The sequence below is a fragment of the Chryseobacterium sp. MEBOG07 genome (genome assembly GCF_021869745.1).
Taxonomy (GTDB): Bacteria; Bacteroidota; Bacteroidia; order Flavobacteriales; family Weeksellaceae; genus Chryseobacterium; species Chryseobacterium viscerum.
In genome coordinates this window covers 938,869-952,538 of sequence record NZ_CP084579.1, presented here as the reverse complement: position 1 = coordinate 952,538, position 13,670 = coordinate 938,869, and the positions used below count along the sequence as shown (strand labels likewise).

Annotated in this window: 16 protein-coding genes and 1 other RNA gene; 13 read left to right on the top strand and 4 right to left on the bottom strand. The window is 27.9% G+C overall.

Features of this window, described 5'->3' with window-relative positions:
• Positions 1-78: 78 nt before the first annotated feature.
• A complete protein-coding gene (gene rpsU, locus LF886_RS04350; RefSeq protein WP_045501128.1) occupies positions 79-276 on the bottom strand; it encodes a 30S ribosomal protein S21 in 198 nt (65 codons plus the stop codon).
• Between the two features lie 270 nt (positions 277-546).
• Between rpsU and ssrA the strand changes: the two genes are divergently transcribed.
• Positions 547-944: a transfer-messenger RNA gene (ssrA, locus tag LF886_RS04345) on the top strand.
• Positions 945-1,101: 157 nt separating this feature from the next.
• Here the strand turns inward: ssrA and LF886_RS04340 are convergent.
• Positions 1,102-1,626 carry an antirestriction protein ArdA gene (locus LF886_RS04340; RefSeq protein WP_236852880.1) on the bottom strand — a complete coding sequence of 175 codons (525 nt, stop codon included), beginning with the start codon at positions 1,624-1,626 and terminating at the stop codon, positions 1,102-1,104.
• Positions 1,627-2,039: 413 nt separating this feature from the next.
• Between LF886_RS04340 and LF886_RS04335 the strand changes: the two genes are divergently transcribed.
• The 5 genes from LF886_RS04335 to LF886_RS04315 all read left to right on the top strand — a co-directional run bounded on the left by LF886_RS04335 (position 2,040) and on the right by LF886_RS04315 (position 6,174).
• Positions 2,040-2,402 carry a hypothetical protein gene (locus LF886_RS04335; protein WP_236852879.1) on the top strand — a complete coding sequence of 121 codons (363 nt, stop codon included), beginning with the start codon at positions 2,040-2,042 and terminating at the stop codon, positions 2,400-2,402.
• 798 nt (positions 2,403-3,200) lie between these two features.
• The gene (locus LF886_RS04330; protein ID WP_236852878.1) at positions 3,201-4,208 is read left to right on the top strand and encodes a hypothetical protein; all 1,008 of its coding nucleotides are present in this window, start codon (positions 3,201-3,203) and stop codon (positions 4,206-4,208) included.
• A gap of 186 nt (positions 4,209-4,394) precedes the next feature.
• Positions 4,395-4,877, top strand: coding sequence for a sce7726 family protein (locus LF886_RS04325; protein ID WP_236852877.1), 483 nt, complete (start codon positions 4,395-4,397; stop codon positions 4,875-4,877).
• Positions 4,878-4,879: 2 nt separating this feature from the next.
• A complete protein-coding gene (locus tag LF886_RS04320; protein ID WP_236852876.1) occupies positions 4,880-5,251 on the top strand; it encodes a hypothetical protein in 372 nt (123 codons plus the stop codon).
• Between the two features lie 29 nt (positions 5,252-5,280).
• Positions 5,281-6,174, top strand: a complete 894-nt coding sequence (locus LF886_RS04315) for a sce7725 family protein (RefSeq protein WP_236852875.1) — start codon at positions 5,281-5,283, stop codon at positions 6,172-6,174.
• A 202-nt stretch (positions 6,175-6,376) separates the two neighbouring features.
• Here the strand turns inward: LF886_RS04315 and LF886_RS04310 are convergent, their stop codons facing one another.
• Positions 6,377-6,754, bottom strand: a complete 378-nt coding sequence (locus tag LF886_RS04310) for a helix-turn-helix domain-containing protein (RefSeq protein WP_236852874.1) — start codon at positions 6,752-6,754, stop codon at positions 6,377-6,379.
• A 147-nt stretch (positions 6,755-6,901) separates the two neighbouring features.
• Between LF886_RS04310 and LF886_RS04305 the strand changes: the two genes are divergently transcribed.
• From LF886_RS04305 to LF886_RS04285, 5 genes are all read left to right on the top strand, one after another.
• Entirely contained in the window at positions 6,902-8,032 is a 1,131-nt protein-coding gene (locus LF886_RS04305; RefSeq protein ID WP_236852873.1) for a leucine-rich repeat domain-containing protein, read from the top strand.
• Between the two features lie 441 nt (positions 8,033-8,473).
• Positions 8,474-8,773 (top strand): hypothetical protein, encoded by a 300-nt coding sequence (locus LF886_RS04300; RefSeq protein WP_236852872.1) that lies wholly within the window; start codon positions 8,474-8,476, stop codon positions 8,771-8,773.
• 8 nt (positions 8,774-8,781) lie between these two features.
• Positions 8,782-9,039, top strand: coding sequence for a hypothetical protein (locus LF886_RS04295; RefSeq protein ID WP_236852871.1), 258 nt, complete (start codon positions 8,782-8,784; stop codon positions 9,037-9,039).
• Positions 9,040-9,041: 2 nt separating this feature from the next.
• Positions 9,042-9,380 (top strand): hypothetical protein, encoded by a 339-nt coding sequence (locus tag LF886_RS04290; protein ID WP_236852870.1) that lies wholly within the window; start codon positions 9,042-9,044, stop codon positions 9,378-9,380.
• A gap of 2 nt (positions 9,381-9,382) precedes the next feature.
• Positions 9,383-9,589, top strand: coding sequence for a hypothetical protein (locus LF886_RS04285; protein ID WP_236852869.1), 207 nt, complete (start codon positions 9,383-9,385; stop codon positions 9,587-9,589).
• 86 nt (positions 9,590-9,675) lie between these two features.
• Here the strand turns inward: LF886_RS04285 and LF886_RS04280 are convergent, their stop codons facing one another.
• On the bottom strand, positions 9,676-10,275 hold the full coding sequence (locus LF886_RS04280) for a hypothetical protein (protein WP_236852868.1): 600 nt from the start codon (positions 10,273-10,275) through the stop codon (positions 9,676-9,678).
• A 228-nt stretch (positions 10,276-10,503) separates the two neighbouring features.
• On the opposite strand from LF886_RS04280, the gene LF886_RS04275 reads away from it, so the two are divergent.
• The gene (locus tag LF886_RS04275) at positions 10,504-11,493 is read left to right on the top strand and encodes a BT4734/BF3469 family protein (protein WP_236852867.1); all 990 of its coding nucleotides are present in this window, start codon (positions 10,504-10,506) and stop codon (positions 11,491-11,493) included.
• Positions 11,494-11,654: 161 nt separating this feature from the next.
• Positions 11,655-13,595 carry a reverse transcriptase/maturase family protein gene (locus tag LF886_RS04270; RefSeq protein ID WP_236852866.1) on the top strand — a complete coding sequence of 647 codons (1,941 nt, stop codon included), beginning with the start codon at positions 11,655-11,657 and terminating at the stop codon, positions 13,593-13,595.
• The last annotated feature ends 75 nt before the right edge of the window (positions 13,596-13,670 follow it).

Below are 13,670 nucleotides of genomic sequence, written 5' to 3'. Positions count from 1 at the left end.
TAGGGCATAAAATAAAAAATTCACTCCTCAAATATAATATTTAAGAAGTGAATTTAATATGTGTTTAAGAAAAAATTCTTAAGCCTGCTCTTCCTTGCTAAGTGCTCTTTGTTTGTAAGCAGCTTTTAACTTAGATTGTCTCAAAGTTACAGAAGGCTTGATAAACGCTTGTCTAGATCTTAATTGACGAACTGTACCTGTTTTATCAAATTTTCTCTTGTATTTTTTTAAAGCTCTGTCGATGGATTCACCATCTTTTACTGGAATTATTAACATATTTTACATCTCATTTTGGATTGCAAAACTAAACTTTTTTTCTTAAAGTACAAAATATATTACAACAAACAATCACTTTTTTATTCAAAATTTGCTTAAAAATATAGTATTTAAGATCGTTAACACGGAATATTATTTTTATCCACAATGATCAAATATGATCATCACAAGATATTTAGTCCGTATACCCTACGCCTAATTTTTATTAAAATTCAGCCATATTAATGAAATGTAAACTAAAAGCATTATCTTTGCATTCACTTTATTCATGGGGTTGACTGGTTTCGACAGCAAGACCAATGGGTAAGTAAGCATGCAGAGAACCGTAGCGCGATCTCTATAATCCCTTGCTACAAAATTTTAACTGGCAACGAAGAGTTCGCTCTTGCAGCTTAATATCGAAGTATAGTAGATCAAGCGTTTTCCCGAAGATAGTAGGGAAGCAAGATATTCCACAAATGCTCTGTTCTGCGGCGTTTGATTCTGGGATATAGGAATGCGGAAATAAGGTTTTAGAAGCTTCGGCTAAAACACGAAAACTTAGAAGATAAGCTGGAAGTTGGGCGTCTGCTCTCTGCCTCCAGTCGAAAATCAATAGTAGAATAAGCATGTAGAAAGCTTATGTATTGCTTGTTTGGACGAGGGTTCGAATCCCTCCAACTCCACTTTTTAAACTAAAGAGAATTTGTAAATTATTGAATTTTAAATAATTACATTTTCTCTTTTTTGTTTTTGTGTCCGAAATTGTTCCCAAACATTTTTACATAGTCTCCTGATTAACGGAATACAATTTAATTATAAATACAAATATATAAAATAGTTATTTTAAGCCTTGAAATAATGTCCGCTACTTTCAAAATAATCAAACATAATGCTATGTGCGGTTGCTTCCCAATCAATCACAACCCAATTAGGAATATTAAACGTATCATCTTCATATAAGTATTGTACAAAATCTTCATCCGAATTAAATTCGCCATAATAAAAATTGTTTACAAACTCATACAGGCTTCGGAAATCTATTTTACCTAAGCAATCTAAACAGGCTTCGTAAACCTCTACATCATGCCCTGAATCATTGATTTGTTCAAGTACATCATATATATCTTTTGATATATGACATTCGCTCAATAATCCTAGTTTTTCCAGAATAGGACATTCATAGTCCTGAAACATAAATTCAGGGTCTTGTTCATCGGAATGAAGTTCATACATTGCTCCCTGTAATTCTTCGAAATCAGAATAGTCTGAAAGGTTCAGCCATTTACCATAAAGGCTTCCGTTGTTATACTTGGCATACGTGCCACAATAGATACTAGCAGTATCAAGACAATTTTGTAAATTTGTCATGTTGATAAGTTTTAAGTTGCATTTAAAATTTATTGATTCGCCTTGTCGCATTGCAGTGCTTCAAGGCTTTTTTATGTATATATTGAGATATATTTTAGTAGTAAGTCGCTCACAAAAGCAGCATAAATATACAACAAAAAGTCCATAAATACAAGTGTTTACAGTAGTTTTTAACCAAAATATCAACGTCTGTTAAAAACTTTTTAACCACTCGGAGCGCAGGAAAACAAAAACAGCTTGAGAAAAACAAAATCCGAGCATAGGGGGTACCCTGAAAAAAACTCTTTGATGGGGTGGGAAAAGTGTATAGTAGGTACACACTCAATACCTATACAAGAATTTTGAGATACCGTATCTCTCAATTGAATTACTAAGTAGATGTTAATTTTGTATCTTACTGAAAAATTAAAGATATGGAAGATACTAATAAAACATTTGAATTACATTTAGAAGAATATTGTATTAAAGGAATGATTATTTCGATCAACGATGAAGAAATTGATAAAATCGAAAATTTAGGAAGTAAAGAATATTCAGAAGCAGTTTTTAAGATTATAGTAAGCTCCGAACCTTCAATTGATTTGGAGCTATTCAATCTTTCAACTACAAAAATTTTTATTATTGGCTACAACGGTAAGGAGGGGCAATTGGGTTATATAAAGAATATGCAATTCATTCCAGATGATGGTGAAAATCATCTTGTAAATATCATAAGTACAAATATTTTAGAGGTTTTAATGCTGAATGGAAAATCAGGACATTTTATTTCTAAATAGATAGCATTTATTATTTCGAAAAGTTGATATATTGGTGTAAATAGTAGACCAAAGTATTATACATTTTCCTGAAAAGTCAGCAGGTAAAACAATTTCATATCAAGAACAAGACAAACAGTTTACCATAGCTACCCGAAATGTAGGTTAAGATAGTTTAGAAGATTGCTAGAAAGAGATATAATTAGTAGAATAAGAAAAGTATATATAGGTACTATGTAGCAGAAACTCTGAAAACACCTATTTTATCGCACTTTACAGAGATTATCTGATAAAATTGTATGAACCAACAAAAAGTGATAGATTAAGTCTCAGAAAAATATGTTTTTTCATCATTTGTGTTTTTAAACTCTTTCGTTTCATCGAGGGACTTTTTCGTTTTAGGGTAAATAGGTAGATATATATTAACAAAAGTACACTTGTTATAATTCCTATATTTTTATACCCCGCTAAAACCTTAAAGATTACTTACCAAAGTCGCAATAGACCTGTAAAAATTTACAAAATGAATCAAATTTTTTAGTTTACAGAGAATGTATAATTACAAAGGAAATTGTAAATTATTATAAAGCTATTGCAGATAGAGTCATATCCTCAGTTTCTCACAGTACAAAAATGCTACGTTTTAACCAAAAATAATATAAATATGAGCCAACACAAAAAAGTATAAAAACATTTCATTCGTATTCTTGAAAAATCAAATTATTATAAACGTCAATTAATAAAAATTTAAGAAATTACGCAATATTTATTGTTATTATTGGCGCAATGCGTAAATTAGATTAACATATGACCAAAAATATGGATGAAAAAAGACCAATTGACACAAAGAGAGAATCAAGCGGACACGCAGACATCGGTTCTGAAGAAGATGGTGCCATTATTGAAATGAAAAATATTGGAGGACGACTTTTAATTATTAAAGAAAGGTCAATATATGAAATGGTTATGGCAGACGACATTGACCCTAAAAGAACCAATATAAATCTTCCTACTACCATTCATAAACTTATCATAGACAAAGGAACAGAATCAGAGATTGTTTCAAGGACACTTTTAACGGCAATGACTTTATTCAGACCAGAGTATATTTCGAATGCTGTTGACTGTTCCAAACTAATAGGTTTGACGATAGATTTACTTTCTGAAATTTCCATACTTGAAAAAGAAATCAAAGAATATCAACTTGCTGAAAAAACTGCATCAGACGAATACGAAGAAAGAAGAAACCAAAAAGTTTCGTATAAACTCCCATCCGTTGTTAGCCTTGAATCCAGATGCAAAACCATATTTCAGAAAGCAGACCATATTGAGCAAACTCTTATGGACATTATAGTTAAGTTCTACCCTAACCTTGGCTTGACAAAGCAATCACATTTTCCAAGTTTCCACGAAAAATTGCAAGAAAAATATGGAGAAGCCGACCCGTTTGTAGAGTTCATTAAAAAGACAGTTTACTTCATGCAGGTTATCCGAGAATTAAGAAATGGTTTTGACCACAGACTTGAACACACAAAGGTCTTTGATTTTGAATTGCAGACAGATGGAAATATTATTGCTCCTACAATTCAACTGAACCACAAAAAGGTAAAACTAGAAAGGACTTCTTTAAGTGACTTTTTAGAAATAACTACAAAAAATCTGCTTGACATTATTGAATTGACATTTGCTTATTTAGCGGGGAAAAATGTTAAGACAGGTGGAATGCCATATCAGGTTAGACAAATACCTGACGACAAAAGACGAAATAAATTTGTGAAATACAGTTTTTGGACACCAATCGGAGAGGAAGGGTTTTATAACCAGTAAAAGAAAGGCAGCTAATACAGTTTTTATATCAGGAGGACTGACCTATCACTTTGAACTTCTAATCAACTTTAGTAATAAATTGAAACTTTGTGCTCCAAAACCCGAACGAACGAAAAGCCCGAAAAACGTTATGTACAATTTTACGCCAACCTTGCGTTCTAAAAATTAAGAACTAAATTTGCAAGAATGAAACAAAATAGTTATTTAGATTTATCAAAAATTTTTAGTCCAGTTTTTCTGGATAATGTAGCAAATGGCAATACCGAAAAAGTATCTAAAACTATCATTAGCTTAAAAAAAATGTTGCCAAATCTTGAAAACAAAAATATAGCTCAAATTTTTAATACTTCATATTCTGCGTTAAAAAAAAATTATAGAAATGAGTATTTCTATAAGAACACATTGTTTAATAATATTATTCTAAAAAATCACAATTTAAACAACTGTTTAACATTGACAGAATTTACAGTTGGTGATTCGAAATTGGATGTTGCCGTTTTTAATGGAACCACCACAGCTTATGAAATAAAATCTGAAAAGGATTCTCCAAAAAGATTATTCCAACAATTAAAGGATTACGTAAAAAGTTTTGAATTTGTTTATCTGGTTACTTACAAAGATTTTGCAGAAAAAGTATTGAATAATTTACCAAAAACATTGGAATTTTAATTTTGTCAGATGATATGAATAGTTTTTATTTATTCAGAGAACCAACATCAAATTTTTCAACATTTGAATACGAAGCTTTTTTCAATAGCTTACGTATAAATGAAATTAAAAGTATTATCTTTAAAAAGTTTGGATTTTGTCCAGATGTACCAAATACATTAATTTATAAAGAATGCTTTAATCTATTTTGTAAAATTCCTATAAATGAGTTACATATTTTATATATTTGTGAAATTAGAAATAGAGATATGAGTGAAATTCATAAAAAACTCATAAAATCTATTCCAAAATCAATTAAAGTTTCAACCATATCTAAAAGATATAATAAAAAACAATGTGAGAACATTGCAGAAGCTTTAGAAATGATTTTTTGAACTAAAAACTAATAAACAAATATTGAATTATGTATTTACCTTATTTTAGATGTAAAGGCGAAGAAATAAATAGCTTAATCACAGTATCTAAAGAAATTTTCAAAAACACTTTGCCTATTTTGGAGCCAATTGGTATCAGTAAAGTACCAGTGAATAAGTTTAAAAAAATCATCCAAGCCAATATACCTTTTGTTCTAATTATAAATCCACAAATTAATGAAATTTCTATGCAAAAAATCATAGAAACTTATATTAATGGACTCCTATCATCTTATAGTAATTATTCTATTGCATATATAATTCATAGTAAAAGTACCCAAAAAGAAGTAGAAACTTTTTTATCTATTCCTAATCTTGAGAAGAGTTTTATTCATAATCGTGAAATTCAAAATACAGATATAATTAATGTAGAAACAAAATTTCAAATTTTCAACGATAAAAAAGTATCTCCAGTTTATATTTCTGATTTCGATTCAAATAATAAAGTAATTTTAACGGATGGGTTTGATAAATTGTCAAGAAATGCAGATTATCCTGCTAAGAGTTTTTTTTCAGATAAACATTTAAATTATAAAAAAGAAAATTTCATAGGAGTTGCTGATTTTTTGATTCAAGGTGATAATTTCTCAGAATCTGGAGGAGCTGCATACGCAGTAGCTATCCATCTTACAACTGAAAATAGTAAAGGGGTATATATAAATCATTTTATTTCTGATAATAGAGAAGGTAAGTCAAGGACAGCAGAAAAATTTATGGAAGCTTTGAATCATCTTATATCATACATAAATTCTAATCCCATTGTTCAAACAAGTGGTTTAGTAGATTACAACGATTTATATAATAGACAGCATTTTCCTGGTCTTGGTGTGAATAAGAGGATTGCTCTTAAACATCATCTAGAAACCATATCAAGCATTATATAAAACTGCACGTAACATAGGCTTATCGTAGAAATATTAAAAAACAGTAGAGACTTTGACAAGAGTCTCTTTTTTAGTGGATGATGATATACTCACCATTGCATTTCCACGAGAAAATCAAACTATTACATAATCATAAAATTCATATCCAAGACAAATCTACAGAAACTATTTACCATACATTTTAAAAATAAAAAAAGAGCCATTAAAGCTCTCCATATTTTGTTTTATAATTTTTCAATTCTTTTTCGGTATTACTTAATAATTTTTCGAGTAACGAAATCTTATCTTCATACAATTTTTTTATTAATTCAGTCTCATCTGCTCCAATGATAATACTTCCGTTATTACTACCCTTAACGTTATTGAAACTATTAAAATATTTTTGACTGTCAAAAGATGTTATATCTTCTGGTTTAACATCTAATATCGACGCAATTTGAGAAAGCTTTTCAGATGACACTTTTATATCTCCTTTTTCCAATTTGCTATATGCGGCTTGAGAAATATCTAATTTTTCAGCCATGTACTCCTGAGTAAAATTCTTTAACTCTCTGATATTTTTAATTTTGTTTCCTATCATAGTGGTTATGAATTATAACCGTTTTGGTTATATTATACAACATTACAAATATAGTAAATAAGATATAAGTCTGCATTTTTGTTCATTAAAAATTGAACGAATGAGAATAAAATTATCTTTTTATTTACTATCACTTTTACTGCGTGTATGTTTTCCCAAGCTATTGTAAACTTCTCAGATGCTACATTCAAGTCAAAACTTGTATTTTCAACTCCTTCAGCACACATCGCAAAAAATTCTGCGGGTAATTGGATTAAGGTTGACACGAACAATGATATGGAAATACAAGTCACCGAAGCACAACAAGTAACTGAATTATGGCTATTAGGTAATAATATTTCATCTTTAAATGGCATTCAGCACTTCTCAAATTTAAAAGTTTTAGAGATTGGCAGTAACACTCTAACAAACCTTGATTTAAGCCAAAATACACAAATAAAAACAGTATTTTGTGATAATAACAACCTTACAAGTCTTATTGTAAATCAAAATTTACTTTTAGAATACCTATCATGCTCTTGGAATAACTTATCTACAATCAATCTTCCAAATTCAAACTTTTTTCAAAAGCTGTATTGCACCAATAATCAAATCTCAAACTTAAATACTTCAAATAACAGCGGGTTAAAAGTATTAAGAGTAGAAAGCAATCCAATTACGAATCTTTCTTTAAATTCTAATGTAAATTTAGAGGAGCTTAATTTTTCTACAACTTCGATTTCAAACATAAATCTAAGTTCAAATATTAACCTTAAAAAGCTTACTACTAGCTCTAACTTAACAACGTTAAATGTTGCTCAAAATACAAACTTACAAGAGTTATATACACAAGGTAGTAATCTAACCAGTGTTGATGTCCGTAATGGAAATAACAGTAATATGTTAAATGTACTTTTTGGAAATGTAACTCAATCTCCACTACTGAAATGTATTTTTGTTGATTGGAAAGATAGTTCTACACTTACAAACTTTTGGATAAAACCTTACACAGCAATCTATGTTGAATCAGCGACTGAATGTAATTCATTACTTGCAACAGGAGAAACAACAACTAAGAAACAGTTTAGTATTTATCCTAACCCTGTCAAAAACTCAATTCATATAGTTTCTGATTCAGCCTTTAAACGCTACGAAATTGTTAGCTTAGAAGGTAAAATCATTAAATCAGGTGACATACAAAACTCAAAAATCGACACTTCATTATTGATTAAAGGTACATATTTTTTAAAATTATATGATGGAAAGAATTATGTAACTAAGAAAATTATAAAAATTTAATCAATATCAGATACAATAAATGAGAATACATTTACAGCGGATATTTACTGTAAAAAAATAGCCTTGACCGTATGGATTAAGGCTTATTTTTTATATCTGTAAATATTTATGAATAAAAGAGTTATATACAATCTGCTACATAGTACCAATACATACTACATATTTTATTTCTTAATTAATCATATTCTAATCCTTCTTAAACAAACTCAAACACTTAATCGGGAAAATTTGGAGAAAGAAACGTCAAGTTTTGTCGCCACACAGATATAGATTTTTGTAAAAAAAGATATTAATTCAAAATATGGGGGAAACCCGTAATTTATTTTAATCAATTTTTATTATAATTACCACCAAAAAAACAACTACGCAAAGGTAAGAATTTAACCTTTTAATTTTCTGGATACAACAATCAAAAATCTAGGACTAAAAATTAATAATATCATGGAAAACTTTAAAATTGGAAATTGGCTAATCACAGACAAAGGCATTAGCTGGAACAAAGAAAACGAACCTGAATATTTAATTACAAAGGAAGATTTGGCAGAATCTGGACCGCAAGACAGGAGCAATATGTATGATTGGTTAGTACATATGCCTACTAAGAGTTGGATAAACAAAGAAGATGTTTACGCATTAAATACAGCATTTATATATGCTATGGAGCTATATGGATTTGATTTCAATACTAATTCATTTATTGAAACCATAAAAGAGCAACAAGTAGAAATGAGGTATAAATAACAGATAAAATGAAAGAAATTAAACTCAAAGGCAAAGAAGACAAAAACCACTACTATTTATTAGAAAGCAGAGAGCTTCAAGAACATGAAATAGGTGAACTCTTAAAGAAATTTCTTGATAAAGACGAAGTTGTGCGAGTGATAGAGTACGGAGGTATTAAAGCTTCTGCAAATCAAATTTTAATTATGAGGACTGACGAAAACAATAAGTTTGTGAATGTCTTCAACATCCAAGATGAATCCGATATTATTTACTTAGAAAATTAATTATGGCTATAACTATAAACTCAATAAACATTTTACAAACATACCTAAGAGGAGTACTTGGTAGAGCCAATCATCATGCAGGAAATGTTGAAGGTGTTTCACTTGCATTATTAGGAGCAATTATATGGAGAGCTGATGGTCAAATACTTGTCAAACAATATGCAGGACAGCCCGCAAATATAATTTGGTTTTTTATTGGTACTAAAAAATATGTACTGACCTACAATCATGCCACACAGAAAATTGAACTGAAAGAAAAAACACATAAAGGGAACATCTTAGCATCTTTTGACAATTCTTCGTCATACCAGAATATCATAACTATTTTTGAAAATCTTTAAATATGAGCAAAATTATTATTACAAATATTCAAAAAACTGAATTTGAACCATATCAAGTTTTGAATTGCAGTGCTGATTTTTCAGTTATTGAAAAAAGTCCAGATAAATTTCAAATCTTTACCAATACAGACAATGGATTGGTAACTATTGAACTAAACAAAGATGACTTAAAGCAACTCTTAAATAAAATACAGGAAACGTTACGGTAATTTTATACCAATTAAAAAAATGATTGGTTTTGCCATAGTATCAACATGACAAATCCAATCATTTGATTTTAAAAATATTTAACCAATTATTCAACGTACCTATCCAAATAAATATTCTCTAAAGTTTTGACAATCCTACTCTTATCATTTTTATATTTTAAAACAATATCTTTTATAATAAATCTATCAATTGTAATAAATAGAAAAAAATATAGCATAATTACGGGTACGAGCAACTTCGAAGTAGTTTTAAAATCTCTATAGTCCTTTGCAAAATCTAAAAATTTTGGAAAAAAACCACCCGTGAAAATACCTACAGTGATTAAAATGACATTAATGGATATAATATAAGAATAAGTATTGCGTTGGCTAGATAATGTTAATTTATCAATTAAAAATAGTAAACTTCCTTTTTTAATCAAATCTTCTCCCATTAGATTAACCAATTGAACTTTTTGTATCTCTAAAAATGACTTGTAATTATAATCTCCATTTTCATTTAGAGCATATTGATAATGTTTGCTTATTACAGTCTTTATTCCTTTTCTTAAAATCGATATCGTTAATACAAATGAAGCAATAAAGAATGAAAATGGTAAGAAAGATAGCCAGTAATATTCTTTATAAATAAACTTTAAAAAAATATTATTGAAAGTAGAAGAATACCAAAAATAATAAATTGCCACCACTTAAATTTTATTTTTCTGTAGATTAATTTGTAAATAGAGATTTCATCATTGTATTTAATGATTTCTTCAATGTAATATTTCATAATAAATAATTTAAACAATTAAATATAATAATTGTCAGTTGATAGAAATATTTGATAATATGATTTGAATTTCTGTAAATGATAATTTTATTGATTCAATGTTAATTATTATATTGGTATTTCTAAAAGAGAAAAATTGGTTATGATGAAAGATTTACAGATTAGTTATCTAAGTAATCTTAGAAACTCAAGTTCAACTGTTATAACTTTACAAGACACTTTTGAAGAAATCAAAAGTGACAAAGCTAGATTATTCACACTTGAATTAAATAATTTATATAAATCTGGAAGCGAACTATATTCAATTAAGAAAAAAAATCTTCCTGTTGTTACTTTTTGTGCTTTATTTGAACAAAATAATAGAAAAAAAGAAGGAATTATAAAATATAATCAGCTATTGGTAATTGATATTGATAAATTAGATACTAAGCTACTTGAATCTGTTAAAGATATTCTCAATAATGATAATTTTATAATTGCTAATTGGGTTTCCCCATCAGGAGCAGGATTAAAAGGAATTATTAAACTAAAATTTAATGATGTTCAATTAAATAATGAAAATATAGACTTTCATCATAAAAGAGCATTTAAAAAAGTTTCTACTTACTTTTTAGAAAAATATAATATTGAGCTTGATAAAAGTGGCAGTGATTATACTAGGTTGTGTTTTATCTCATGTGACAAAAATATTACAGTAAAAAAATCATATTCTGAGTTTGAAATTAATCACGATGAATATCTAGAATTAGTAAGCCAATCGACATCTAAGGTAAAAATGAACGTTAATAAAAATTTAGGTGCTAAAGATAAGTTTACATTACATAATGCTATTGAAAAAAATTCTCAATCTAATAAAAGAGAAATACTAAAAATTATTAATTTTCTTAAAAGAGAAAAAAAGTCTATAACACATTCTTATGATGAATGGTTAAGAGTAGCATTTGCAATATCAAATACATTTACGTTTGATTTAGGAATAAAATACTTTATTGAATTGAGCAAGTTAGATGAATTAAAGTTTAATGAGTCGGAATGTTTAACATTATTGCAGGATTGTTATCATAATTCAAAAGGAACTATTAACTTTAACACTATAATTCATTTCGCAAAAGAAAAAGGTTACAAACAATAGCTAATAGAGAGTACCTAGACAGCGGCTAAATTTTATTTAGTAGGTTGTTAGTGTTGACACTGTAATCAATATTGGAATTAAGTGGCAGGAACTTCAAAGACAATGTTCAGTATTTATCTTTTTAATTCAGGGACTCTCTATAGCTTATAAAAACTATAATCGTGTTACAAACTTATTTTTCTGAAGAAAAAATATTAACTCTCATTTGTAAAATCAGAGCTAGGATTGCCAGACACCGAAGTAAAAAACATTTGGTTCATCTTCTATCATCAGATGAAAGAACAAACTATCATGTAAATCATAAAAAAAATCAAGAAAAAATAGATGAAGATTTACAATTATTAAATTCTATATTACCCCCTCGTAGAAAGTGGAAAACTCTAAAAAAGCAGAGACGTTATATTAATCATCAAAAGATAGATAGTATAAAGAATAATGCTGAATCTTTATACGAAACTATACGTTACTATAAAAAAAAATGCCCCAACGAATTATTTATTATAAACTTAAATAATTTTATCAAAGATATTCAAGATTCAATTTTGAATCCTAATTATAGTTTTACAGTTCCAAAAATAATTCCTCTATCTAAAAAAAATCAATCAAAATGCCGACCAATTGCGCTTTATAATTTAAAAGATAGAATCATCATCAGTCTGACAAATAAATATTTATCAGAATATTTTGATACACATTTTTTCTCAGAGTCACATGCATTCCGACCAAAAAGATTATATAATGGTAAAAAAACAGTTACATCTCACCATCATGCAATCGATTCTATATTTAAATATAAATTAGATTATAAAGGTAAAAAATTATACGTTAGTGAATGTGACATTAGTAAATTCTATGACTCAGTAAACCATACTATTGTAAAGAAATGTTTTAAAAAATTAATTTCAAAAAATCCTCTAAATATTGATTCAAATGCTGAAAGAATATTTTATAAATACCTAGAATCATATTCTTTTGTCCATAATGTTAAAATTTTTAATCATAAAAAGTATTCTGAATATTGGAAACAGCATAAAATTGAAAATGGTTATTTTGGTTGGATTGATAAAGAGCTAAAAGAACTAAAATATTATAAAAATATTCATAATAATCGAATTGGTGTACCGCAAGGAGGTGCTATATCAGGACTTATTGCAAATATGGTTTTGCATTTCGCAGATATTGAATTGTTGAAAAATAATGATAAGAAATTACATTATGTAAGATTTTGTGATGATATGGTAATTATTCATCCCAATAAGAAAAAATGTGAAAATTATTATCAAATTTATACTGAAAATCTAAAGAAACTAAAACTTGTTCCTCACTCACCTACAAAATTTAATTTTCATAATAAGGAAATTTTTAAAAATTTTTGGTCAGAAGAAACAAAATCCAAAAGTCCTTACAGATGGTCAAACTCATACTTAAATTCAACAAAGTGGATTGGATTTGTGGGATATGAAGTTTCTTTTAATAATGAGATTAGAGTTAGAAAACGGTCATTAAAAAAAGAAAAACTAAAACAACAAAACCTCATAGATTTGACATTACGAAGTGTTAAGCGAGGTCAAAGAAAATCTAAAGATACCATAATGGAATCAGTATGTAATAGATTAATAGGAATGTCCGTTGGAAGGGTTAACATGAGAAACTACTATCACATTGAAAATGATTTTTGTTGGGCGAAAGGATTTAATCGATTATCAAAAAATAATCATATCGCTAGACAACTAAAAAATTTAGACAGATGTAGATATAAACAAATTGCTAGATTAAAACGAGAACTTTCAAGCACAAACAATAAAAAAGAAGTTTTTATACCTAAATTCTTATTTAGTTGTATTCCTAAGATTTCAATTTTTGATTCCGAAGAAATTCGTAAAGAATTAGTATCACTCAAAATATTGACTTCTAGATTTAAGTTAACAGTTTCAAAATACGATGAAATTTGCGAAGATAGTTTTAAATTAAAACTTAGCAATAAATATCTTGTAAATGAACGACTTATATTAAAAACTCTAATATCCTTTAAGGACAAAGAAAGAAATGTAAATTACTATGGAAAACCTTTTAGCTATTACTTTCATCTATTAGAGAAATGATTATAACAATTCTATTTTCAATAAATTATATAATTATATAAATAAAATACGACACGTTTTGTCGTATTACTTTTA

What these genes read in the sequence shown, in the direction of transcription:
- rpsU (WP_045501128.1), bottom strand. Translation starts at nt 276, where the DNA reads ATGTTAATAATTCCAGTAAAAGATGGTGAATCCATCGACAGAGCTTTA.
- LF886_RS04340 (WP_236852880.1), bottom strand. Translation starts at nt 1,626, where the DNA reads ATGACAAATTTACAAAATTGTCTTGATACTGCTAGTATCTATTGTGGC.
- LF886_RS04335 (WP_236852879.1), top strand. Translation starts at nt 2,040, where the DNA reads ATGGAAGATACTAATAAAACATTTGAATTACATTTAGAAGAATATTGT.
- LF886_RS04330 (WP_236852878.1), top strand. Translation starts at nt 3,201, where the DNA reads ATGGATGAAAAAAGACCAATTGACACAAAGAGAGAATCAAGCGGACAC.
- LF886_RS04325 (WP_236852877.1), top strand. Translation starts at nt 4,395, where the DNA reads ATGAAACAAAATAGTTATTTAGATTTATCAAAAATTTTTAGTCCAGTT.
- LF886_RS04315 (WP_236852875.1), top strand. Translation starts at nt 5,281, where the DNA reads ATGTATTTACCTTATTTTAGATGTAAAGGCGAAGAAATAAATAGCTTA.
- LF886_RS04310 (WP_236852874.1), bottom strand. Translation starts at nt 6,754, where the DNA reads ATGATAGGAAACAAAATTAAAAATATCAGAGAGTTAAAGAATTTTACT.
- LF886_RS04305 (WP_236852873.1), top strand. Translation starts at nt 6,902, where the DNA reads ATGTTTTCCCAAGCTATTGTAAACTTCTCAGATGCTACATTCAAGTCA.
- LF886_RS04300 (WP_236852872.1), top strand. Translation starts at nt 8,474, where the DNA reads ATGGAAAACTTTAAAATTGGAAATTGGCTAATCACAGACAAAGGCATT.
- LF886_RS04295 (WP_236852871.1), top strand. Translation starts at nt 8,782, where the DNA reads ATGAAAGAAATTAAACTCAAAGGCAAAGAAGACAAAAACCACTACTAT.
- LF886_RS04290 (WP_236852870.1), top strand. Translation starts at nt 9,042, where the DNA reads ATGGCTATAACTATAAACTCAATAAACATTTTACAAACATACCTAAGA.
- LF886_RS04285 (WP_236852869.1), top strand. Translation starts at nt 9,383, where the DNA reads ATGAGCAAAATTATTATTACAAATATTCAAAAAACTGAATTTGAACCA.
- LF886_RS04275 (WP_236852867.1), top strand. Translation starts at nt 10,504, where the DNA reads ATGATGAAAGATTTACAGATTAGTTATCTAAGTAATCTTAGAAACTCA.